The sequence below is a fragment of the Pseudoalteromonas thalassia genome (genome assembly GCF_049257215.1).
Classification (GTDB): domain Bacteria; phylum Pseudomonadota; class Gammaproteobacteria; order Enterobacterales; family Alteromonadaceae; genus Pseudoalteromonas; species Pseudoalteromonas lipolytica_C.
Genome location: NZ_JBMMUE010000006.1, coordinates 209,093 through 231,423 on the forward strand (window position 1 = coordinate 209,093; position 22,331 = coordinate 231,423).

Below are 22,331 nucleotides of genomic sequence, written 5' to 3' on the forward strand. Positions count from 1 at the left end.
AATTTAATTAAGCGTAATATTCTTAAATAGTAAACCTGATGCTGACAAGCAAGTTGACTCTGAAAAACCTTCAAACAACTATACTGTAGAACATTGAATTTACTTAATTAACCATCCTTAAGTTACGAAAAATATAAATTAAACTAAGATGAAAAACCTATGATTTTGTCTATATTTAAGAAGATATAACTTAAATAGTGAATTGTATTAATGAAATCAACGATTTTGGGAAAGCTCAACTTTTTTAAAAGTAATGGGTTCACATTGGTAGAGCTTATGGTGGCTATATCAATTATAGGGATCTTATCCTTAATCGCCCTACCTAATTATCAAAGCTATGTAAATGAATCTAAAGCAGCTACCTTGTTATATAGAATCTATTCTATAGGGCTTGCATATCAGGATGTTATAGCAACTTCACCAGATGCACTGGCAAAGCCAAATGAGCTTTCAAGTTCAAGTTTTGGTCAAGCCCCAAGCTATTTACCAGGACTTGCCAGTCAGTTTTCTGAAGAGTTTGATATTGGATTTTCAGCTCAATTAGTTAATCATTCTGGGTTTTTTAATTTTACCGGTCATGAGGCTTTTCCTGTTTTATTTTTAAAAGCAAATAGTCAAAACGGTTTAAATGTACTTAATGCCTTAGATCACATAACTGAGTTAAAACACTCTTTCGTGACTCCTAATATGATGATTATTGCGTTAGCAATACCTTATGAGACACACCAAACAAATAAAGAACCTTTAGCTGCAAATTCAAACCTTCCCAAAATCAATCAACCACCTAAATTAGCTAATGCTGGGACTAGCCAGCAACCTGAAGCAAGTAATAATGGTAACCCCCAACTTCCTGATGCAAGTAACACAGGTAATACCCCACCTCCAGATAGAAGTAGTGGTGATAGCGACACGGGTAGCCAAACGAGTACAAGTACAGAAACTGGTACAAGTACAGAACCTGGTACAAGTACAGAAACTGGTACAAGTACAGAAACTGGTACAAATGGTGAATCAGAATCAGGCAGTCGCAGTAATGCAGGTTCTAACTTGAATTGGCCTCCGGGCTGGGTAAAACACCCTGAACAACATATAGGTCAGCAGCACGGCCATCAGGAATAAGTAACTAGGAAGATAAAAATGATTTCAACCAATAAACGATGGCAAGAAAGTATCGCGCAAGCGATGGATGAAACGCAAAATAATCAACGAAATAAAAATCGATCTTTTATTGTTTTACCGAGCTGGCTTCCTTATGCAGCATATATTGCTTTTGGGTTTTTGTTAGCAAAAGCACTAGTTATCGGTCATGAAACTCACCCTGTAAATTATGACAGAGATTATCAAACGGGCAGCTCAGTAGCATTATTAATGATTGCAGAAGATGTTGAACATTACCGCACAACTTACGGAGAACTGCCAGACGATTTACCAAGCCCTATTGCATCTGTTATGGATGTAACTTATGAAAAAATTACCAACGAACATTTTCGCCTAACCATTCCACATGGTAATTCAACAATTACGTTTGATGCCAAAGACGACAAAATATATATGGAATGAGTATGGCTGATAAACATGAAGTACACAGAAGTAATGCCACTTTTAATTGGCTAAAACGATTTTGCATTGAAAAATCAACTAACAGCAATATTAATATTGAAGAAATGTATAACGGTGAATCTGCGATTTCAGCATGGAAAAGTGCAGAGGCAATTTTGCAAGTCAACAGCAAAATATTAACTGAAATGATTGCAAAGAGTTACCAGTTAGAGGTTGCAAAACCTCCTACCAATGTGCCGGAAGAATTGCTTCATTATGTTTCTCTTAAAGTAGCCAGAGAGTATGGCATTTTTCCTGTGGGCTTTACTGATGGCTTATTAACAGTTGCTTCACCCCACCCATTTGATACTGATATGGAAGCAATGGTTGAATTTTTAACGACCCTGCATGTTAAGTCAGTATTGGCATCACCCGAGCTCATAGCAAAATGGACAGAAATGTTTTATCAGGAGCAAATGCTATCTGAAAATGACATTATTATAAAAACAACCCAACTTAACACACGAACAAAACGAAATGAGCCCGACTCTTCAAACTCAGCCATCGTTAAAATTGTATCTGAAATGCTGTTAGAGGCATTTATATTTAAAGCCAGTGATATCCATATAGAACCCTTTAATAATGGCGGCATAGTTCGTTACAGAGTAGATGGCATGTTAAGGGTCATATCAGAATTACCTGCACAAGTTTTTATCCCAATAATACAAAGAATAAAAGCATTAGCTGGCCTTAATTTAGCAAAAAAAATGGTCCCACAAGATGGTAGTGTGAGTTTAGAGCTTAAAGGCCAAGATGTTGACCTACGGGTATCGACATTACCTGTTAAAGGGGGAGAAAAAGTAGTCATCCGCCTGCTAATCAAATCTGTTGTAAACAAATTAGATGATATTGGTTTACAACAGCAAGAGCTCGACACATTTAAAAACTTACTGCAAAGTAGCGAAGGTATCTTTGTGATAACAGGCCCTACCGGGTCAGGAAAAACAAGTACACTTTATGCAGCCTTAAAAGAATTAAACTCACCCGAAAAGTGCCTTGTTACAGTTGAAGACCCTATAGAATATGAAATTGAAGGTATTGCCCAAGTTAATATTAATCCTCAACAGAACCTTACCTTCTCCAGCGCCCTCAGAAGTATTTTAAGACAAGACCCTGATGTAATATTGATGGGTGAAGTTCGCGATGAAGAAACAGCAGAAATGACCTTTCGCGCTGCAATCACCGGGCATTTTGTAATGACCACCTTACATACTAGTGATGCAATTACGACTATTTCAAGGTTAATAGGCTTAGGTGTGTCACGGCCTATTATTGCCGACTCTTTAAAAGGTGTTGCAGCACAGCGCTTAATTAGAAAACTATGCCATAGTTGTAATCTAAGTGGACCATTGACCACAGATACCCATGGCAAACGCTTTAAAAGTATCTTTCCTGATATAAATATTATGTCGCCATCAGGTTGCGATGAGTGCGATCACACTGGTTACAAAGGACGCATTCCTCTGTTCGAAATAATCACTATAGACTATCAACTAGCCGATGCAATTAGAGCTGGAGAAAGTACCAGTAAGTTAAGAGAGGTTGCAGCTCAAAGCGGTGCGAGGTCTTTATATAAAGTAGCCTTAGAAGCATTATCAAAAGGCCTCACTTCAGCAGAAGAAATAAACAGAGTATTAGGACAGTCCTTTTGGAAAGAGTGTGAAATAATTAACAACTTGGATAATTAGACTAGCTAAAATACGCCTTTAAACCATTTGAGAATAATTAAAGTAAGCTTGGTAGATAAAGAAATGGCGGTGACGGAGAGATTCGAACTCTCGATACGTTGCCGTATACACACTTTCCAGGCGTGCTCCTTCAGCCACTCGGACACGTCACCTAAGGCGCTTAGAGTTTAGCGCGGCGTTATAGTATGAAAACAACCCTACAGACGCAAGGGCTTTTTAAAATAGTGTAGTTAAGTGATTAGTAATCAAACAAAAAAGGCAAGGTAAACACCTTGCCTTTTGTATAAACATTAACGCTGAAGCGTTGCAGAGAACTCTAACATACGGTTAAGCGACTTTAATGCGCCTTCACGTAAGTCCATATCAACAAACACTTCTTTACCTTCTGGGTCTGTCAGTGCTTCTTCAATCGCTTTTAAGCCATTCATTGCCATCCACGGGCAATGTGCACAGCTTTTACATGTTGCGCCTTCACCTGCTGTTGGTGCTTCAAAGAATTCTTTCTCTGGGCATAACTGCTGCATTTTGTAGAAAATGCCACGGTCAGTCGCGACGATGAACTTTTTGTTGTCCATGGTTTGCGCTGCTTTGATAAGTTGGCTTGTTGAACCAACTGCATCTGCTAAGGCTACAATCTCCGCAGGTGACTCTGGGTGAACCAATACAGCCGCATCTGGGTGTAAGGCTTTCATATCCTTAAGTGCTTTGGTTTTAAACTCGTCATGAACGATACAGGCGCCATTCCACATGATCATGTCAGCACCTGTGTTCTTTTGAATATAAGAACCTAAGTGTTTGTCAGGACCCCAAATGATTTTTTCGCCTTGCTCGTCTAAGTGCTCTACGATCTCTAGGGCACATGAAGAAGTAACAATCCAATCTGCACGCGCCTTAACTGCAGTTGATGTATTTGCATACACTACTACTTTGCGATCTGGATGCTGATCACAAAACGCAGAGAACTCTTCGATTGGGCAACCTACGTCTAATGAACAGGTTGCAGCAAGTGTTGGCATAACAACTGTTTTATTTGGCGTAAGGATTTTTGCTGTTTCGCCCATGAAGCGAACACCCGCAACCACAATTACATCTGCGTCGTGCTTAGCGCCAAAACGCGCCATTTCTAGCGAGTCAGCAACACAACCACCTGTTTCTTCAGCAAGCGCTTGAATTTCAGGATCAGTGTAATAATGGGCAACAAGAACGGCGTTCTTATCTTTCAATAATTGTTTGATACGTGCCTTGTACTCGGCTTGCTCGTCTTTTGATAACGGAGCTGGCTTTGGAGGGAAGATATAATCTTCAGGCATAATTTGTTCAGCTAGACTCATTTCTCGACCACTTAGTCCACAGTGCATTCATGGCGCGAATTATACGAGAATCTTAAGCTAAAGAACAGTATTGCTGTGCGCTGTTAAGATAAATAAAGGATAACTTAGATAGAAAAGGTAAGTAAGAGATGGTGGGTCATGATGGACTTGAACCATCGACCAATGGATTAAAAGTCCACTGCTCTACCAACTGAGCTAATGACCCGCTCTGAATATTTAGATGCGTAAATCCGCCGATGTGAGATACCATTTTTAGAAATGGTGGGTCATGATGGACTTGAACCATCGACCAATGGATTAAAAGTCCACTGCTCTACCAACTGAGCTAATGACCCGCTCTGGATATTTAGATACGTAAATCCGCCGATGTAAAATACCATTTTAAATGGTGGGTCATGATGGACTTGAACCATCGACCAATGGATTAAAAGTCCACTGCTCTACCAACTGAGCTAATGACCCGCTCTGGTATTAAGTGCGTAAATCCGCCGATATAAGACCACTCGAAGAATGGTGGGTCATGATGGACTTGAACCATCGACCAATGGATTAAAAGTCCACTGCTCTACCAACTGAGCTAATGACCCGCTCTGTCGCTTAATGAAAGCTGCGTATATCCGCCGATTTGAATAATACCATAAAATGGTGGGTCATGATGGACTTGAACCATCGACCAATGGATTAAAAGTCCACTGCTCTACCAACTGAGCTAATGACCCGCTCTGGTATTAAGTGCGTAAATCCGCCGATATGACCATTCAAAGAATGGTGGGTCATGATGGACTTGAACCATCGACCAATGGATTAAAAGTCCACTGCTCTACCAACTGAGCTAATGACCCGCTCTGCTGCTTATTAAAAGCTACGTAAATCCGTCGATATAGAACCATTCAAAGAATGGTGGGTCATGATGGACTTGAACCATCGACCAATGGATTAAAAGTCCACTGCTCTACCAACTGAGCTAATGACCCGCTCTGATGCTTATAAAAGCTATACGTAAATCCGTCGATTAAAGATTACCATTCTAATAGAATGGTGGGTCATGATGGACTTGAACCATCGACCAATGGATTAAAAGTCCACTGCTCTACCAACTGAGCTAATGACCCGCTCTTTTTTCCGCAATTCGGCTGTTGTTACCAATCGCCTGCTGCGGGCGCTTATAATACTTATTTAAATGCTGAGTGCAACAGAAAATATCTCTTTTTTTAAGTTTTTATGTCTAGATGCCTAATTTTAGACCGCTTAAGTCAAAAAGCAGTCTAATCAGGTCAAATCTACATTTGCGACAGACGTTCTGTGGCTAATTTTGCAGCAGTCGTACTTGGGTACTGATTAATTAAATCATTAAAGGTTTTAAGTGCTTGCTCGCTTAAACCTTGATCAGCTAATAAGTTTCCTAACTTTAGCATCGCATCTGGGCGCTTGTTAGAATTAGGATACTCATTGACTACTTTTTTAAAGTGTTCAGTCGCACCCGCTTGATCATTTTGTATTGTTAACAACTGACCTAACCAATAATGTGCATTAGATGCATATACTGAATTAGGATAAGTCGTTAAGAATGTTTGAAACTCAGGAATCGCTTGCTCATAACGTTTATCTTTCATGATTAACGCTACAGCGCGCTCATAAGCCTCGTTTTCTGATAAGTCTGAACTAATCGCTTGCGTAGCCCCTACATCGGTATAGCTGTTTGTAGGTTGAGCTGGCGTAGCAGGTTGGCTATATGCTTGGCTTACACGATTCTCGATTTCTTGGTACAACTCGCGTTGGCGCTGAAGTACTTTTTCAAGCTTATAGCTTTGCTCTTCCGTAATACCACGAACTTGGCTTACTTCGTCTTGTAATATATTAAGCTGCTGCTGAAGCTCAGCTTGTAATAAATTACGTGACTTCATCATGTTTTCTAACGCGACTAAACGCTTCTCAATGCTCGATTGTGAGCTTGCAGCTTCTGAAACAGGAGCGGGAGCAGCCCATAACTGGGTGCTCCCGCTTAAGATCATTGCTGCCAAAATAATTTTCGGCTTCATAATGACTCTTTATTAGTAAACTAATACTGCGCGACGGTTTTTCGCGAACGCTTCTTCAGTGCGAGACTTAACCATTGGCTTTTCTTCACCATAGCTCACTACTGACATTTGGCTAGCAGAAACACCTAAGCTTTGTAAATATTTTTCTACTGCTTGACCACGGTGCTCACCTAACGCGATGTTGTACTCAGGTGTACCGCGCTCATCTGCGTGACCTTCGATTAGTACTTTAACTGATGGGTTTTGTACTAAGAATTCAGCGTGTGCTTGTAAAAGCTCAGCATATTTGCTTTGAATTTTTGCATTATCAAAACCGAAGTAAATGATTTGCTCTTGACGTAACGCTTCGTATTTTTGACGAAGTGCTTCTTCAGCTTGCTGCTCTGGAGTAAGTGTTGCAACTTCAACTGTATCATTGTTGTTTGATTGCTCAACCATACCTTGGTTAGATTGGTTTGCAGCACCTTCATCAAGATCAGAAGAAGAGCTACATGCTGCTAATGTCATCACTGGCACAGCAATTAGCAGGCCTTTTAAAGTTTTATTAAGTTGCATTTAATTGATTCCTATATTGAGTAAACCAGTAAAATTACTGTAAATAAGGCGACCAAGCCGGTGCCTTAACTTGTCCGTCTAGTACAGGCAAACGTGCTTTAAAGCGACCATCCATAGAAACTAACGCTAATACCTGTTTATTATTATGAAGCGTGCTATAGATAATCATCGAACCGTTTGGCGCGATACTTGGCGATTCATCTAGGCGTGTTCTCGTTAACACTTGGAACGCACCAGTAGCTAGCTCTTTTTTAGCAAGATGGTATCGACCGTTTGTTCGATTCACCATCACTAATTCTTTTCCGTCAGGTGAAATAGAACCTGCTAAATTCATATCACCATCAAACGTCATTCTTTTAGCTCTGCCTGTTTTTAAATTTAACTTATAAATCTGGGCATTACCACCCCTTTCAGACGTAAACACAATATCTTCACCATTTGGGAACCAAGAAGGCTCTGTATCGATACTGCGGTGATTTGTTAGGCGTGTTTCTTTACGCGTAGCAAGGTCTAAAAGGTATACTTCGGTTGCACCATTGCGGTCTTTCGAAAGTACTAAAAGTAGCTTTTGACCATCTGGTGAAAACTGTGGTGCACCATTGATACCTTGATGGCTTGTGATTAACTCGCGCTTACCAGTGTAAAGATCTTGGATGTAAATTTGGCTTTGACGATTCTCAAAAGTTACATACGCAAGTTTAGTCCCATCTGGTGACCACGCTGGTGACATAAGAGGTTCTTTAGAGCGAAGTAGAACTTGTTCATTATAACCGTCGTAATCTGCAACAACGAGCTGATAAGGTTTTGGCTCATCATCACGCACGATAACGTAAGCAATTTTTGTTAGAAATGCGCCTTTTTCGCCAGTTAGTGCTTCGTAAACCACATCACTAATGCGGTGTGCATAACGGCGAAAACCGGTTTCAGAAATCACACTTTCACGGGCGTCTAAAATATGATCTTGGCTTTGCATTAATTTGCCATTAGCCATCATTTTTGTTTGTCCGCCGGTGATTTGCCCACGAATAACATCAATAAGTTCATATTTTACAAGGTAGCGGCCGCCTGGCTGTTGCTCTACTTGACCAACAAGCACAGCCTCAACGCCTTGGTTAACCCATGCGCCATAGTCAACATCAGCATCTTTGCCCGGTAACTGCGGCATGTTTGCTACATCGATTGGCTTAAACTTACCACTGCGCATTAAATCAGCTGCAATCACTTTATTTAATTCTTCAGGGATAGGACCAACACCTTGATATTTAAAAGGCACAACCGCAATTGGGCGAGCGCCATCGATACCATCGGTAATTACAATTTCTAAGGCAGCACTGGCAATGCCATGAAAGCCCAGTAATACAATAAAAAACGCAGTTTTTATCTGGTTAAACATATCATTCCTTTAAAATTTAGGTGCTATGGTTAAGTTTATATTTTTTAGTTGCTCAAATACGTCACGATCAGGTGATACTGGTAATGTATCTGCCATACGCACTGCACGCATTGCAGCTTCACACACTAAGGTATCACCACCAAGCGATTTTACTTGAGTCACAAGGCCATTAAAACCAAGACGTATATTAAGGCGACACTCTTTGCCTTTCATCTTCTCATCTTTTAAGAAGTTTTGCTGAATGCGTGCCATTATTAACGCTTTGTATTTTTCAACTTCGCCTAGAACTTGTTGTTGACGTACCTTGTTACGTGCAGCTTGCTCTGCTGCTAACTGTTCTTGCAGCATTTGTTCTTGTAAAGCTTGTTGACGCTTACGTTCGGCTTCTTCAGCTTTACGTTTACGCTCAGCTTCTGCTTCAGCTGCTTTACGCTTACGCTCTTCTTCCGCTTTCTTTAACGCTTCTTCTTCAGCTTTACGTTTATCAGCGGCTGCTTTTGCTGCAGCTTCAGCCTCTTGCTTTTGCTTTTCAGCTTGTTCAGCTTTTGCACGTTCTTTCTCTTGAATTTCGCGTGCTTTTTTCGCTTGTGCTTCAGCTTCTGCTTTTTCTTTTTCCTTAGCACGGCGCTGTTGCTCTAGCTTTTTAAGACGACGGTCTTCAGCTTCTCTTTGCTTACGCGCTTCATTAGCTCGACGCTCTAGCTCTTGAATACGTTTCGCTTCGGCTTGTTTTTTTGCTTCTTCTTGCTTTTTAAGCTCTGCAATTTTCTGCTCAACCTGTTGTTGATCAACGGTAACAGCAGACACAGCTTTTTCTGGTGCAGGTAACGCTGGATTAAGGTTTACTTCCATGACTTTAGGAGCTGGCATATGAAAGTTTGCACTCGCTACTAAAAAACCAACGATAGCAAGGTGCAAAATAACCGATTTTATTATTGATGCACGCATACTACTCCTCGAATGATTCAGTCATTAAACCAACAGACGGAACACCCGCGTTTTTCAAAAAGTCCATTAATAGCAATACTTCTTGATAAGAAACGCGGCCAGAGCCTTTAATCATAACCGGAGTATCTGGATTTTTCTGCAGCTGTAGCTTTATAACCGCCGCCACATCAAGGGCTTCCATCGGCGCTTCTGGGTCAGTACCAATACTGACATAATATTTACCTTCGGCATCAATTGAAGCAATGATCGGTGGTGTATCTTTGGTATCAACAAGATCAGACTCTTCCATTTTCGGTAAGTCGACTTTTACACCATGGGTGATAAGTGGTGCTGTTGCCATAAATATGATTAGCAGTACTAACATTACATCAATGTAAGGTACTACGTTTATCTCCCCTACAGGGCGACGTTTCTTACGCTGATACATTCGCTTTAGCCTCTATTTGTGTAGCTGCTTGGCGGTGTAAAATATTAGCAAACTCTTCCATGAAGTTAATGTAATTACCTTCAAGCTTTTCTACTTTGTTTGCAAAACGGTTGTAAGCGATAACAGCTGGGATTGCCGCAAATAAGCCCATCGCTGTAGCGATGAGTGCTTCTGCAATACCCGGTGCAACCATTTGTAACGTAGCTTGCTTAACTTCGCCTAACGCGATAAACGCATTCATGATACCCCACACCGTACCAAATAGGCCGATATATGGGCTAATTGAACCTACTGTTGCTAAAAATGAAAGACTTGATTCTAGTTTTTCTACTTCGCGAGACAAAGCAACGCGCATAGAACGATGCGTTCCTTCCATCACAATACTTGCGCTTTGAATTGAATTTTTCTTATGACGAGCAAATTCTTTAAAACCTGCGACGAAAAGTGCCTCAACACCAGAAGCGCCTCCAGGACGAGCTGACACTTCATTATATAGTTTACTTAAATCAACGCCTGACCAAAACTTTTGCTCAAAACGCTTTGCGCCATTAAGTGCATCAGAAATCGCTTTTTTACGTTGAAAAATAATTGCCCATGACATTACCGACATACCGACTAATGCCAACATTACTAGCTGGACAAGTACACTGGCTTCTAGAATAAGATCTAAAAAGTTAAGCCCTGATCCCACGTTAAACTCCTAAAATAGATTTCTATATAATTTGTTATATTTTTTACATGCGCACTGTTTGACCATAAATGAGGCCAAAAGTTGTGCCTAGTGTATATAGTCAGTTATAAACTGACAACGCTCTTGCTGTGAATTAGCGGCAATTAACGGTAAAAAGCAAATTGCTTAGCTATTTTTTAGTCATATTAAGTTTCACTCGTCTTTTTGTGCATATTTTTACCTTAATAAAAAGTCATTACAAAAATCCTAAAAAGCTAATAAAACCTCAAAAAATAGCGCTTTTATTCAAAAAACACGCATAAACACCCAAAAGCAGTTTTGCGAATCTACTACAGAATACTTAAACTAATCCTGAATGAAGTTCATAAAATTTTTAAAACCCACTTTATTCATGAGCTTAAATATAAAAACACCAAAAAGTGAACAAAAAGCACACAACTTAAATTTTCACTCACATTAGTTTTTTTTATCTGAAAATAAAATTTTTCTAGTTTGAAGAAAAATCCTTCATTGCGTATTATTTACCTATACCGAGCTAGCAACCTCATGAAAGAGTCTTTCATTAAGCTCAGTTTTTTGCATTATGATGTTTCGTATTGCTCCAGGTTAATTTGCACAGGATAAAACCTCGTTCAAATTGACCATAGTTTCCAAGATTACTTCCTTCAACTTGTTGTTTGCCCGCATCCTTATGCGGGCTTTTTTTTGCCTGAGCAAACGTGAACGAGAATACCTACAGCTAACTTAACAGCATGTGAATTACAGATGTTAAAATGATACTAAGCGGTAAGCGGTAAGCGGTAAGCGGTAAGCGGTAAGCGGTAAAACCTATCTTGCTAATAAATAAAACCAAGTTACCTAAATTAAAAAAGCAGCCCTTTTGAGCTGCTCGAAACTTATAAATAAAAAACTTGTTACTAAGCTTTAGGTTTGATTATTTATCGGGTGTTAAACCAAAGTGAAGGTAGGCAATATCCGAGACAAGTCGTCCGCGTGGAGTGCGTTGAATAAAACCTTGCTGTATTAAAAAAGGCTCTATTACATCTTCTATGGTTTCTTTTTCTTCGCCGATGGCGGCAGCGAGGTTATCAAGACCAACGGGGCCGCCCATAAATTTTTCGATAATAGCAAGCAAGTATTTACGGTCCATATAATCAAAGCCACTTTTATCAACATCAATCATATCGAGTGCTTGCTCAGCCACCGAAGCATTTACTTTACCATCTGAGCGTACTTGGGTGTAATCACGCACACGGCGCAACAAACGATTTGCAATTCGAGGTGTACCACGCGAGCGCTTGGCTATTTCTGCCGCGCCTTCATCACACATGGTTAAATTTAAAAAGCTAGCAGAACGTGCAACAATTTTTGATAAGTCTTCAACAGAATAAAACTCTAAGCGCTGTACAATACCAAAACGGTCTCTTAGCGGTGAGGTAAGTGATCCTGCCCGTGTTGTTGCGCCAATTAATGTAAATGGCGGTAAATCGAGTTTTATTGAGCGCGCTGCAGGGCCTTCACCAATCATAATATCTAGCTGATAATCTTCCATCGCCGGATATAAAATCTCTTCAACTTGTGGACTTAGCCGATGTATTTCATCAATAAAAAGTACATCACCTTCTTCAAGGTTTGTTAAAAGTGCAGCAAGGTCCCCTGCCTTTTCGAGTACAGGACCAGACGTCGTTTTAATATTTACGTTAAGCTCGTTAGCAACAATGTTAGCAAGAGTCGTTTTACCAAGACCCGGAGGACCGAATATTAATAAGTGATCGAGTGCTTCACCACGGTGCCGTGCGGCCTCAATAAAAATTTCCATTTGTTGCTTAACATGCGGCTGGCCTGTGTAATCATTAAGAAGCTTTGGCCGTATAGCACGGTCAACACTGTCTTCGTTACTTTGCTCAGATGCATCAATTAAGCGATCTGCTTCAATCATGGTTTACTCACAACATTGATTTTAGAGCTTCTTTAATTAGAACCTCGGTCGTCATATCTGGTTTATTAACTGCTTTAACCGCTTTTTGTGCTTGCGGTAATTTGTAACCTAACGCTTCAAGCGCTGAAACAGCATCATCGGCAGCGTTATTTGCCACAAGTGTATTATTACTTGCTGGCTCAATAACCGCATTATCGCTAAATGGCGTAAATAAGTCATTACCCCAACTTTTAAGTCTGTCTTTCATTTCAAGCACTAAACGCTCAGCGGTTTTTTTACCAACTCCCGGTAGTTTAACCAAAGTGGTTGCATCTTCATTATTTACACACGTTACAAATTGCTGCGCCGACATTCCCGATAAAATGGCAAGGCCAAGTTTAGGGCCAACACCATTGGCTTTTAATAGCTCTCTAAATAAAGCGCGTTCGGTTTTATTGTTAAAACCAAATAATAGCTGGGCATCTTCACGTACTACAAAGTGGGTATAAATAATCGCTTGCTCACCCACTGCCGGTAAATCATAAAAACAGGTCATTGGCATTTGTACTTCGTAGCCTACACCACTTACTTCAATAAGAATTTCTGGTGGCTGTTTTTCAACTAGTAAGCCATTTAATCGACCAATCATATTACTTCCTTAATCGTCCTCTTACGGTTTTGCTAGCGCTCCCCGCAAGTTTTATTAAATTTTGTTCTGAGTGAGCATGACAAATAGCAATAGCCAAGGCATCAGCAGCATCGGCTTGCGGAGTGCCCGGTAATTTTAATATATTTTTAACCATATGCTGTACTTGCGACTTATCGGCACCACCATTACCTACAACTGCTTGCTTAATTTGTCGTGCCGAATACTCATAAACTGGCAGCTCAGCCATTGAAGCACCAACAATTGCTGCACCTCGGGCTTGGCCTAGTTTAAGTGCCGAGTCTGGATTATGTGCCATAAACACTTTTTCGATAGCAAAGCTATCTGGAGAGAATTGTTCTACCAACTGGCTAATACCTTGGTAAATCATTTTTAAGCGCACCGGAAAATCGTGATCGGCTAATTTAATGCAACCACTTCCTAAATAGGTAAACTTTGCACCTTGATAGGCAATCACACCATACCCTGTTAATCGTGAACCAGGATCAATTCCTAAAATAATCGCCAACTAACTGACCCGTCTATTATCATTATTATCTGCAGTTAATAATGCCAGAGCACTGTATAAATTACCAGTAACCAATTGCAATTCATAAAAAATGCCCGCAATTGCGAGCATTTTTCACACAGCTTTATCTTATGCCAACGAGCGCAATAAGCCTTGAGTATTTTTGCGCATTGTTCTGGCTATCATTAAATAACCCAAACATGCCACAAATAAGCCCCCTACCGCAGGGCCAATTAACCAAATATGCGGATGCAGTTTGCCTGCTAATTCAAACATCTGCCTTTGTACTATTAATAATGCAACATCACTAACAATGGCAGCGACTAAGCCTGCTGTGACCCCTAATAGTAAAAACTCATATAAGGTGGCATTTTTAATTAAGCGCCCTTTCGCACCTAAGGTTCGCAAAATAACTATCTCTTGCATACGCTCGCCTAAACTTGCTTGTACTTGTGAAATAAGCACTAAAGCACCACAAGCAACAACAATTGCCAACACAAACCCTATCGCTAACGATACTTGCTCTATGGTTGAGCGGATTTGCTTTATAAAGCTTTCAACATCAATCACATTAACCGTTGGGTACTGGCGCATTAGCTCATTAAACTCGCGCTTTTTATCTGCTTTTACATTTACCGATGAAATATAAGTAGCAGGGAAACTCGCCAATACATCAGGACTTAGAATAATAAAGAAGTTCGGCTTTAATGTTGTCCAATTAACCTTGCGCACACTGGTGATTTTGGCATCAAACGATTGTGCACCAATCAAAAAGGTTAATGTGTCACCTAATTTAACATCAAGGCGTTCAAGCATAGACTCTTCAACTGAAGCTTCAGCGACAGAATCTTTTGTGAACCATCTGCCATCAATAAGCTCATTTTGACTTGGTAAATCTTCACGCCAAGTTAGGTTTAGCTCACGACCAATACCTGAACGGGCTTCTTCATCTTTCTTTTCATTGTCTTCTTGTGAGACTTCACGAGCTACCAACTCGCCATTAACGGCGTTTACGCGGCCACGGACAACCGGGTAAAAGTCAGAGGTTGGCATATCTCGCTCTGCTAAAAAGCTCGTAATTGGCTCTAGTTCTTGCTCTGTTATATTCACTAAAAATGAATTGGGCGCATCAACCGGTAATTGCGATTGCCAGTCAGAGATCATGTCATTTTTAAGTACAATTAAAAACAGCAACAGTTTGATAGCCAAAGCAAAACTAATCAATTGCACAGCATTCACATTGGCGCGTTTTTGGATAGACGCAATTGCCAAAGACCAGCTATTACCAGGGCTTAAACCGAGCTTTCGACCGCCACCAAATATAACCTTTGATAAACCAAACAACACAGCAATTAAAAACGCTGTAGAGAGAAACAAAATAGCGCTTATTTTAATATTATTACTAAATAACCACATCAGTAAAAATACGGTAAGTGCAGACATAGCAAGGTGTATTTTACTGACCAATAAACGATCGCCTAAGTTACGACGCAGTACGCGCAGCGGCGGAATATCAAATAAATCGAGTAATGGTTTAATCGAGAACATAATTGCACAAATTAAACCTGTGCTAATTGCAATAATCCACGGTTTAGCCGATGCACTAGGAAGTACTGAGCCCATGCTTTGTGCTAGATAATCTGTTGCAATGGCTTGCAATCCATAACCAATCAGCAAACCAACGATCACCGACATTGAACAAACAAGGCTCAAATGAAGTAGATATATTTTACGGATCATAGCGCGGCTACCGCCGAGTGTTTTCATCATGGCAACAGGGTCGTATTGGCGTTCACAATAGCGCTTTGCCGATACCGCGATAGCCACAGCAGCTAGTATGATGCCAAGTAAGCCTGCCAATAATAAGTAGCTTTCGGCGCGGTTTAAGCTATTAGAAATAGGCGATTGGCGGTCTTTAACGCCATACCAACGCTGGTTTTCTTTCATTTGAGGTTTTAACCAGCTATAAAAATTTTCGATATCGCTTTCGTCCCCAGCATAGAGCTGGCGGTAAAACACTCGACTACCCGGCTGAATAACCTGAGTTTTTGCAATATCGTCTTCGTTAATTAAAATACGTTGGCTACTAGAAAACACATTAAACGGTGCATCTGGCTCTTCAGCTACAACATGACTGGCAACAAAAGTGGCGGCTCCTAACTCTACTTTATCGCCAACTTTAATATTAAGCGCATAGAACACCGACTCACTGAGCCAAACTTCACCGCGAGTTGGAATGTCTTCAGTTACCTGAGGCTCAGCAGTTAAGCTAGATTTTATCTTTAGCTCGCCTTTTAATGGATAAGTGTTTGATACCGCTTTAACCGAACCCAACTGCATTTCGTCACCAGCAAATAGCATGGTATCGAAATAGGTTATTTTTGCGGTGCGAATGTTATCTTGGGCGGCTTTATCTAAAAACTCAGCAGGTAAAGCATGGTTACTTGCTAAGACACGATCTGCAGCAATAAAGGCACTGCTTTTTTGCTCAATACTTTGACCGATACGGTCAGTAACCATAGATAAAGTTAAAACAGTCAGTACAGCTAAAGCTATGGCTGCACTGATCACTGTTAACTCACCGCGCTTAAACTCACGTGAAAACAGTTTTAGTGCTAATTTAGCCCACATTCGCTTGCACTCCTTCGCTTTCTTTTACTGTTACTAATTGCCCTGCTTCAATATGTAATATTTGCTGGCATTTTTGCGCAAGCTGCTCATCATGAGTTACTAAAATAAGTGTCGTACCGTGTTCTTGATTAAGTTCAAATAATAACGACTCAATGAGCTTACCGTTTTTACTATCAAGGTTGGCTGAAGGTTCATCGGCAAATAAAATTTTAGGTGTACCAATAAATGCACGAGCAATCGCTACACGTTGCTGCTCACCGCCCGACAATTGTGACGGGTAATGGCCAACACGATGACTTAGCCCTACTTTTTCAAGTAGCTCAAGTGCTTGTTGTTTAGCATTTTTGCTTCCTGTAAGTTCAGCCGGAAGCATCACGTTTTCTAGAGCTGTTAAACTTTGCACGAGCATGAAAGATTGAAATACAAATCCCACTTTCTCTGCGCGAAGTGCAGCACGTTCTTCCTCATCTAATTCGTGTAATGCAGCACCATCTAAATGAATACTGCCATTGGTTGATTGGTCAAGGCCGGCTAATAAACTTAATAAAGTAGACTTACCCGAACCAGATGTGCCCACTACCGCAACCGAATCTCCTGACTTGACATTAAAGCTGATGTCACTGAGGATGGTGAGGTCGCCCTCAACCGTGGTGACCGTTTTAGAAAGTCCTTTAACTTGAATAATGTTTAATTGAGAAAGCGCTGACATATGATGCATCCAATCCTACGTTTTATATTCGTTTTACTGTTAGTAATCAAACCACTTACGGCAGCAGCTGACAACACAATTTTAATTTTAGGTGACAGTTTAAGCGCCGCTTATGGCCTTAAACAAGAGCAAGGCTGGGTTAAATTGTTACAAGATAAGTACGATGAAAAAGACCAATCAGTATACCTAGTAAACGCCAGTATTAGCGGTGAAACCACAGGCGGTGCATTAAGACGACTCGATGCATTACTAACCGAGTTCGAACCTACGCACGTGCTTATAGAGCTTGGCGGAAATGACGGTTTACGCGGTTTTCCAATCAAGCGCTTACAAGCTAACCTACGTGATTTAATAGCAAAAAGCCAACAAACTGGGGCGAAAACCGCCGTAATGGAGGTACAGATCCCACCAAATTATGGCCCGCGTTATACCAAGCTTTTTACCGACAGCTTTAAAACCATTGCCAATGAAACAAACTCAGAACTTATGCCATTTTTTATGATCGATATTGCTGGGCGACCAGAGCTTATGCAAAACGATAACTTACACCCTAACGCCGATGCTCAACCATTAATACGCGACTTTATGTACAAAACGATCAACGATTGGCTAGATTAACCGCTAGCCTAATCACTTTATAATTAGAGCTGGACAATAAACAGCCAAACAAACCGCAGGTGTATTGATTTTTATAAAAAAAGCCGTACTATGGCTTGCAACGTCGGCATATAGCGCAGCTTGGTAGCGCACTGTCATGGGGTGTCAGGGGTCGCAGGTTCAAATCCTGCTATGCCGACCATTTTTTCTCACCCTAATCAATCACTTAATTGCTTCGTCCTTAAAGGCTAAAAAATAGCCACCCCATAATTATCCCAGTAACTTCCCAAAATACAGTATTTTTGTTCCCTTACGTTTTTTAAGTTAATTGGACTTAAATTCATTCTAACTTCGTCCAGCTTTAAGCATAGTGAGTTCGATTGAAACACAACTTTTTAGCTTTGTTATTACGATCATTGTTCAGTCCTATCAACTAACAAACTTTGCCTTACCGTTATAGTGTTTTTAAGAATGCTTGAAATATCCATCAAATTACCTTTTACTTTTAATGCCTCACTTAAATCACGCTCAATGATTTAAAAAAGCCAGCAGAGCTGGCTTTAAGTCATAACGAGTCAAAAAACGCGTTAACTGATTTATCAAACAAATGATAAAAATAAAGAAATTGTCCAGTGTTGAGAATATGCGATTGCACCAATTGCTTGAACTGTTTCAATAAGCAGAAATTACAACTGAAAAACACGTTCGTAGCTGGGCGCATCTCCTCAGGTAGTGCTTGCATAAAAGAGTCGCTAACAACTATAAACTCTTGCTGAGCTAAATAATTTCTTACGTAATAAATGTAATCATTATTTTGCTCATATAAAGCAATATATTCTTCATCATTAGCAACTGCAGGACGCTTCTGAAATAGTTCCACAACGTTTGAGTTAGTCATATTCATCTCCAAAAAGTTTGTCTTCGAAAATAAATACGAGCTACTTATGCAAAATTTGTATTGTCTGCTGATTTATTATTTTTTGATCGGCTGAGAAAAAACAAACTTTATGGAAAATAAAAAGCTTAATGGTGCTTGTGGAAATAGGCGAGAACCTTAAAATTACTCTCTCTAATTGGTTCAATGCAGTTGAGTCAACTTAAGCTTTAAAATGGTAATCAATATTGAACTTCAAATTTAAAAAAAACTGGCTTACACCAATGTTTGTCATAACACTTCTTTTCTCATTGGTATCTTTGGTATCTACATATTACTTTCATGATACGGAATCCATAAAGATAAAAGCCGCGCTGTTTGTATCTCCAATTTTTTACTTATGTGTAGTCTACTATTTCTCTTACCTAGTTATTACACCCAATGAAATTGTAATTGAGGGTAATAAAATAAATATTGATGGGAAAACTCATTCATTAGGTGGTAATTCGAAATGTTACGTGTACTTTGATAAGCCTATACGCGCTTCTGAAGTACTACAGGCCGAATTTGAAATTTTACTCGAGAATGAAAAACCAATAACTACAACTTGCTTTTATGATTTTGATTTTGATGAAAGTGACTTTATAACTCGCTACGCAGATAGTGAGGCCGTTTTTGCACATTCAAAGGCGTTTGATTAAAGTTTTAGACTCTAGATGGGCTACATAGTTTCTTACGCAATATATGTAGCTATCATTTTGTTCATATAAAGCAATATATTCTTCACCATTAGCAACTGCAGGTCGCTTCTGAAATAGTTACACAACGTTTGAGTTAGTCATATTCATCTCCAAAAAGTTTGTCTTCAAAAATAAATGCGAGCTACTTATGCAAAATTTGCATTGTCTGCGGCTTCTTATTTTTAAATTAATAAAGAAGGAAGCAACCAAAATGGAAAATGAGAAGTTCAATGCTGCTGTAGCGGCCGATTTTTTAGAGAAAGTTAGTCAGTGCCTTTATCAAGAGTATGACGCTATTTATGACCTAAACTTTACGGAAGATAATTTTGATGTAGAGAAGCTGCTTTTTCACTGCTTTTCGAGTAGCTACAAAATTTGTTTTAGCTATGAACAGTTATCTCTTTTAAGGTCACTATTATTACTACTTTGCAGCAACACTAACTTATTAGTGAGTAATGACGCTGGTGTTAGTGAAGGCTTTGTTGATGAGCGTCAGTTGGAATTTGACTTCGATAACTCGTATTAATTCGCTTGCAGTGAACATGTTTATCTTTAAGTACATACAGGAGATAAACATGAGCCAAACAAAACTTCAAATTGTCAGAAAGTACACAAGAGAGTCTAAGTCACCTTTTCAAGACGCATCGACGAGCCTTTGGCTTGCAAATGTCACTAACGAAGACAGGCTTGAGTTAGACTTTTCACAGTACATATACGTTCATCGTGATGATGTTGGAAAAGTCGTCGGGGTCAGCGTTAGTAAGTCAATTGCTCGAGAGCATAGCCTTGAAAGTCAGTATCTTGAAGGGAGCGGTATGTACCGCATACTCATCTTTTACATCGACCAAATAAAAGATTTCTGCGAGCTTTGGGCTGATGAGTTTGAACAGTTCTTTCTACTGCCGCCTGATTTGTTCTTCGAATTAGCGCAGTGGCATTGGAACACAATCATTGAAAATGATGGTTAATTGAAGCGACTCAAAAGAGTCGCTTTTTATATTTAGGTATTTTCAGTGTCGTACTAAAAAACCTTAATGGATTAAACTGATCTAAACTTGGAATCTATATACCAATCTAGCTTAATCAAATACAAAGGTGAATACTTTTGGGGTCTAAAGTAAGCTGATATTAAAACAAAAAGCCACTTCAAGGTAAGTGACTTCTCATTTAAATTTTCAGAATAGTAGTTATATGGCTAAACCTTGTGGTGCTTGGTACACGCCATTATAAAATTTACATTGCGCATATCCTTGAGGATATAGCTGGTCTATTTTAATGAACTGTAAGCCTTCCATAGACTGAACACTAGCAACTACTTTTTTAACTTCAACTACTAGGCCGCAATGAGAGCTACTTCCTTCAGCTAAAGTGCTTCTATATGCAGTAACCGTTCTAATAAAGTCATCTCTTTCCTTTTTAAGTCGTTCCTGTCTCTTTTTTTCTTGTATCTTGGCTAATCTTACTCTTTCTTCAGCTTGCTTTTTCGCAACTCTAGTGTTGTGTTCATATAACTTTTCTCTAGTCATTACTACATAACGCTTTGGATCATGAGAATATCGAGTAAATAGATCAATAAATCGTTGATAGTCACTAGTATTTGCTAATTTAGCAAATTCAGTTTCATATTTTTTATTAATTAATTCATAACGTTTCTGTTCAACAAGCTCCAATAAATGCTTATCTGCGAATTGTGAATTACTATATTGATCTAAAATTCTGTCATAATCATCAACAGTATTTGCACCTGCGAACATATTTTGTTGATCCGCTAATGCCTTTTTTGCAATATTTAATTTAGTACTAGTTATCTCCCCAGAAATAAGTTCATATGTACTATACAATTGTGAAAAGTAAGAACTCATATCTTCTACTGATGAAAAGTCATAGTTTAGTTGTTTAAGATTGCTTGGTAGTTTAGAAACGCGCTTGATCTTATAAGTATTAGCAATACTGTTTACAGAAGCTAACTCCTTTTTTAATGAGGGGTACTTACTATTATAAAAGTCGTAAGCCTTAGTCCATTCAACTAACATGGCCTGCACGGCAATTCTTCCCTTTAAACCATTAAATTCAAAGTTACTTTCTGCCTCAGTCAATGCTGATATGTACTTATCCTCATCGAATTCAATATTGCCTGCAGTTAACAAACCAGCACTATATATAGCACCTGTTATAGTTCCCCCTAAAGCCTCTGTAGGTAAACGAAATTGTTCTTCATTTAGAGAGTGACAGCCTTTTTTTTCTTTTATTGATTCATTGCTTTCAAATCGCCCCCAAGCACACCCACCGCTTTCCACTTTAATATTCCACTCAGGCCTCCTAGTGTCTAGTTCAACCCAAGCATTTTCAGAGTCTGACTTTATTGAATAGCTTATTTCGACTAATTGATACTGATCATCAACCTTCGCAAGTCTTCCGTTAAGTGTTCTTACATCGGTGCCTGGCAAATAGAAGTTATTATAACTTTCTGATTGGTTTACTTGGTTAGGAGTTGAACCACAAGCGGTTAAACCTAAGGCAACAAATACTACTGACAGCCCTTTTCTTATCATTATTTTATTCCTTTTATAAAATTATTTTCGCCAATGGAATTTAATGATTTCTCATTTACTGTCAATTAGTTAGTTTAAAAAAGGCAACAAACGCTCAATAAAAAAACAGTATTGTAGTCATTATAGGTAGGCATCTATTTTTTAATATTATATTCAACCCGTATCTCTAAAATGGGTAATGCAGAAATTAAACTTAGTTAATTAATAAAAATAAGAATTTAAACATGTCAGTGGGTAAAAATTGACATTGATTAATGTTACTCGAATTAAACTTTCTAAAAGAAGAAAAGTGCAATTTCTAGTTTACTTTTAAATTTAGTATTTGTTGAATCAATTCATTCTGTTGTGGTCAACTAATTCCGGACAGTGAATTAAGTTTTTCTTCTGCTATAGCAGGGGCAACCATTTGATTATGGCTATGTGGCCTGCGCCAGTTATAATAATTCATCAAATAATTACTAATA

20 protein-coding genes and 10 tRNA genes are annotated in these 22,331 nt (G+C 39.3%); 7 read left to right on the top strand and 23 right to left on the bottom strand.

The window, feature by feature from the left end; all coding sequences use genetic code 11:
* The first annotated feature begins 210 nt into the window (after nt 1-210).
* The 3 genes from AAEU31_RS09740 to AAEU31_RS09750 are packed head-to-tail and all read left to right on the top strand — an operon-like array spanning nt 211 to nt 3,287.
* Nucleotides 211-1,119, top strand: a complete 909-nt coding sequence (locus AAEU31_RS09740) for a prepilin-type N-terminal cleavage/methylation domain-containing protein (protein ID WP_421967112.1) — start codon at nt 211-213, stop codon at nt 1,117-1,119.
* Between the two features lie 18 nt (nt 1,120-1,137).
* Nucleotides 1,138-1,560 carry a hypothetical protein gene (locus tag AAEU31_RS09745; RefSeq protein ID WP_421967113.1) on the top strand — a complete coding sequence of 141 codons (423 nt, stop codon included), beginning with the start codon at nt 1,138-1,140 and terminating at the stop codon, nt 1,558-1,560.
* Nucleotides 1,561-1,562: 2 nt separating this feature from the next.
* The gene (locus AAEU31_RS09750) at nt 1,563-3,287 is read left to right on the top strand and encodes a GspE/PulE family protein (RefSeq protein ID WP_421967114.1); all 1,725 of its coding nucleotides are present in this window, start codon (nt 1,563-1,565) and stop codon (nt 3,285-3,287) included.
* Between the two features lie 64 nt (nt 3,288-3,351).
* On the opposite strand, the gene AAEU31_RS09755 is transcribed toward AAEU31_RS09750, so the two are convergent.
* The 21 genes from AAEU31_RS09755 to AAEU31_RS09855 form a co-directional block, all read right to left on the bottom strand.
* Nucleotides 3,352-3,439: transfer RNA gene (locus tag AAEU31_RS09755), tRNA-Ser, on the bottom strand.
* A gap of 138 nt (nt 3,440-3,577) precedes the next feature.
* The gene (gene nadA, locus AAEU31_RS09760) at nt 3,578-4,618 is read right to left on the bottom strand and encodes a quinolinate synthase NadA (protein WP_135925056.1); all 1,041 of its coding nucleotides are present in this window, start codon (nt 4,616-4,618) and stop codon (nt 3,578-3,580) included.
* A 129-nt stretch (nt 4,619-4,747) separates the two neighbouring features.
* Nucleotides 4,748-4,823: transfer RNA gene (locus AAEU31_RS09765), tRNA-Lys, on the bottom strand.
* 54 nt (nt 4,824-4,877) lie between these two features.
* A tRNA-Lys gene (locus AAEU31_RS09770) sits at nt 4,878-4,953 on the bottom strand.
* Between the two features lie 51 nt (nt 4,954-5,004).
* Nucleotides 5,005-5,080 (bottom strand) — tRNA-Lys (locus AAEU31_RS09775).
* 49 nt (nt 5,081-5,129) lie between these two features.
* Nucleotides 5,130-5,205: transfer RNA gene (locus tag AAEU31_RS09780), tRNA-Lys, on the bottom strand.
* Between the two features lie 56 nt (nt 5,206-5,261).
* Nucleotides 5,262-5,337, bottom strand: a tRNA-Lys gene (locus AAEU31_RS09785).
* Nucleotides 5,338-5,384: 47 nt separating this feature from the next.
* Nucleotides 5,385-5,460: transfer RNA gene (locus tag AAEU31_RS09790), tRNA-Lys, on the bottom strand.
* Between the two features lie 56 nt (nt 5,461-5,516).
* Nucleotides 5,517-5,592: transfer RNA gene (locus AAEU31_RS09795), tRNA-Lys, on the bottom strand.
* Nucleotides 5,593-5,654: 62 nt separating this feature from the next.
* Nucleotides 5,655-5,730 (bottom strand) — tRNA-Lys (locus AAEU31_RS09800).
* Between the two features lie 168 nt (nt 5,731-5,898).
* A complete protein-coding gene (gene ybgF / locus AAEU31_RS09805; protein WP_135925058.1) occupies nt 5,899-6,657 on the bottom strand; it encodes a tol-pal system protein YbgF in 759 nt (252 codons plus the stop codon).
* A 12-nt stretch (nt 6,658-6,669) separates the two neighbouring features.
* A complete protein-coding gene (gene pal, locus AAEU31_RS09810; protein WP_135925061.1) occupies nt 6,670-7,212 on the bottom strand; it encodes a peptidoglycan-associated lipoprotein Pal in 543 nt (180 codons plus the stop codon).
* A gap of 34 nt (nt 7,213-7,246) precedes the next feature.
* Complete coding sequence (tolB, locus tag AAEU31_RS09815; RefSeq protein WP_421967115.1) at nt 7,247-8,605, bottom strand: Tol-Pal system beta propeller repeat protein TolB; 1,359 nt, start codon at nt 8,603-8,605, stop codon at nt 7,247-7,249.
* A gap of 9 nt (nt 8,606-8,614) precedes the next feature.
* Nucleotides 8,615-9,553 (bottom strand): cell envelope integrity protein TolA, encoded by a 939-nt coding sequence (gene tolA / locus AAEU31_RS09820; RefSeq protein WP_421967116.1) that lies wholly within the window; start codon nt 9,551-9,553, stop codon nt 8,615-8,617.
* A 1-nt stretch (nt 9,554) separates the two neighbouring features.
* The gene (gene tolR, locus AAEU31_RS09825) at nt 9,555-9,980 is read right to left on the bottom strand and encodes a protein TolR (RefSeq protein ID WP_135925068.1); all 426 of its coding nucleotides are present in this window, start codon (nt 9,978-9,980) and stop codon (nt 9,555-9,557) included.
* Nucleotides 9,967-10,671, bottom strand: a complete 705-nt coding sequence (gene tolQ / locus AAEU31_RS09830; protein ID WP_135925071.1) for a protein TolQ — start codon at nt 10,669-10,671, stop codon at nt 9,967-9,969. The genes tolR and tolQ overlap by 14 nt, the downstream gene beginning before the upstream one ends.
* Before the next feature lie 934 nt (nt 10,672-11,605).
* The gene (ruvB, locus tag AAEU31_RS09835) at nt 11,606-12,610 is read right to left on the bottom strand and encodes a Holliday junction branch migration DNA helicase RuvB (RefSeq protein WP_135925074.1); all 1,005 of its coding nucleotides are present in this window, start codon (nt 12,608-12,610) and stop codon (nt 11,606-11,608) included.
* A 7-nt stretch (nt 12,611-12,617) separates the two neighbouring features.
* On the bottom strand, nt 12,618-13,238 hold the full coding sequence (gene ruvA, locus AAEU31_RS09840; protein WP_421967117.1) for a Holliday junction branch migration protein RuvA: 621 nt from the start codon (nt 13,236-13,238) through the stop codon (nt 12,618-12,620).
* A gap of 1 nt (nt 13,239) precedes the next feature.
* The gene (gene ruvC / locus AAEU31_RS09845; RefSeq protein WP_421967118.1) at nt 13,240-13,764 is read right to left on the bottom strand and encodes a crossover junction endodeoxyribonuclease RuvC; all 525 of its coding nucleotides are present in this window, start codon (nt 13,762-13,764) and stop codon (nt 13,240-13,242) included.
* Between the two features lie 129 nt (nt 13,765-13,893).
* On the bottom strand, nt 13,894-16,395 hold the full coding sequence (locus tag AAEU31_RS09850; protein WP_421967119.1) for an ABC transporter permease: 2,502 nt from the start codon (nt 16,393-16,395) through the stop codon (nt 13,894-13,896).
* Nucleotides 16,385-17,104 (bottom strand): ABC transporter ATP-binding protein, encoded by a 720-nt coding sequence (locus tag AAEU31_RS09855; RefSeq protein ID WP_421967120.1) that lies wholly within the window; start codon nt 17,102-17,104, stop codon nt 16,385-16,387. Before AAEU31_RS09855 ends, AAEU31_RS09850 begins: the two co-directional genes overlap by 11 nt.
* Between AAEU31_RS09855 and AAEU31_RS09860 the strand changes: the two genes are divergently transcribed.
* Nucleotides 17,105-17,722, top strand: coding sequence for an arylesterase (locus AAEU31_RS09860; protein WP_135925084.1), 618 nt, complete (start codon nt 17,105-17,107; stop codon nt 17,720-17,722).
* 104 nt (nt 17,723-17,826) lie between these two features.
* Nucleotides 17,827-17,903: transfer RNA gene (locus tag AAEU31_RS09865), tRNA-Pro, on the top strand.
* A gap of 363 nt (nt 17,904-18,266) precedes the next feature.
* Here AAEU31_RS09865 and AAEU31_RS09870 read toward each other — a convergent pair.
* Nucleotides 18,267-18,599, bottom strand: a complete 333-nt coding sequence (locus tag AAEU31_RS09870) for a hypothetical protein (RefSeq protein WP_421967121.1) — start codon at nt 18,597-18,599, stop codon at nt 18,267-18,269.
* Nucleotides 18,600-19,526: 927 nt separating this feature from the next.
* Here AAEU31_RS09870 and AAEU31_RS09875 point away from each other — a divergent pair.
* Both AAEU31_RS09875 and AAEU31_RS09880 read left to right on the top strand, forming a co-directional pair.
* Entirely contained in the window at nt 19,527-19,841 is a 315-nt protein-coding gene (locus AAEU31_RS09875; protein ID WP_421967122.1) for a hypothetical protein, read from the top strand.
* A gap of 49 nt (nt 19,842-19,890) precedes the next feature.
* Nucleotides 19,891-20,283, top strand: a complete 393-nt coding sequence (locus tag AAEU31_RS09880) for a hypothetical protein (protein ID WP_289098136.1) — start codon at nt 19,891-19,893, stop codon at nt 20,281-20,283.
* A gap of 219 nt (nt 20,284-20,502) precedes the next feature.
* Here the strand turns inward: AAEU31_RS09880 and AAEU31_RS09885 are convergent, their stop codons facing one another.
* Nucleotides 20,503-21,867 carry a hypothetical protein gene (locus AAEU31_RS09885; protein WP_421967123.1) on the bottom strand — a complete coding sequence of 455 codons (1,365 nt, stop codon included), beginning with the start codon at nt 21,865-21,867 and terminating at the stop codon, nt 20,503-20,505.
* Nucleotides 21,868-22,331: the final 464 nt, after the last annotated feature.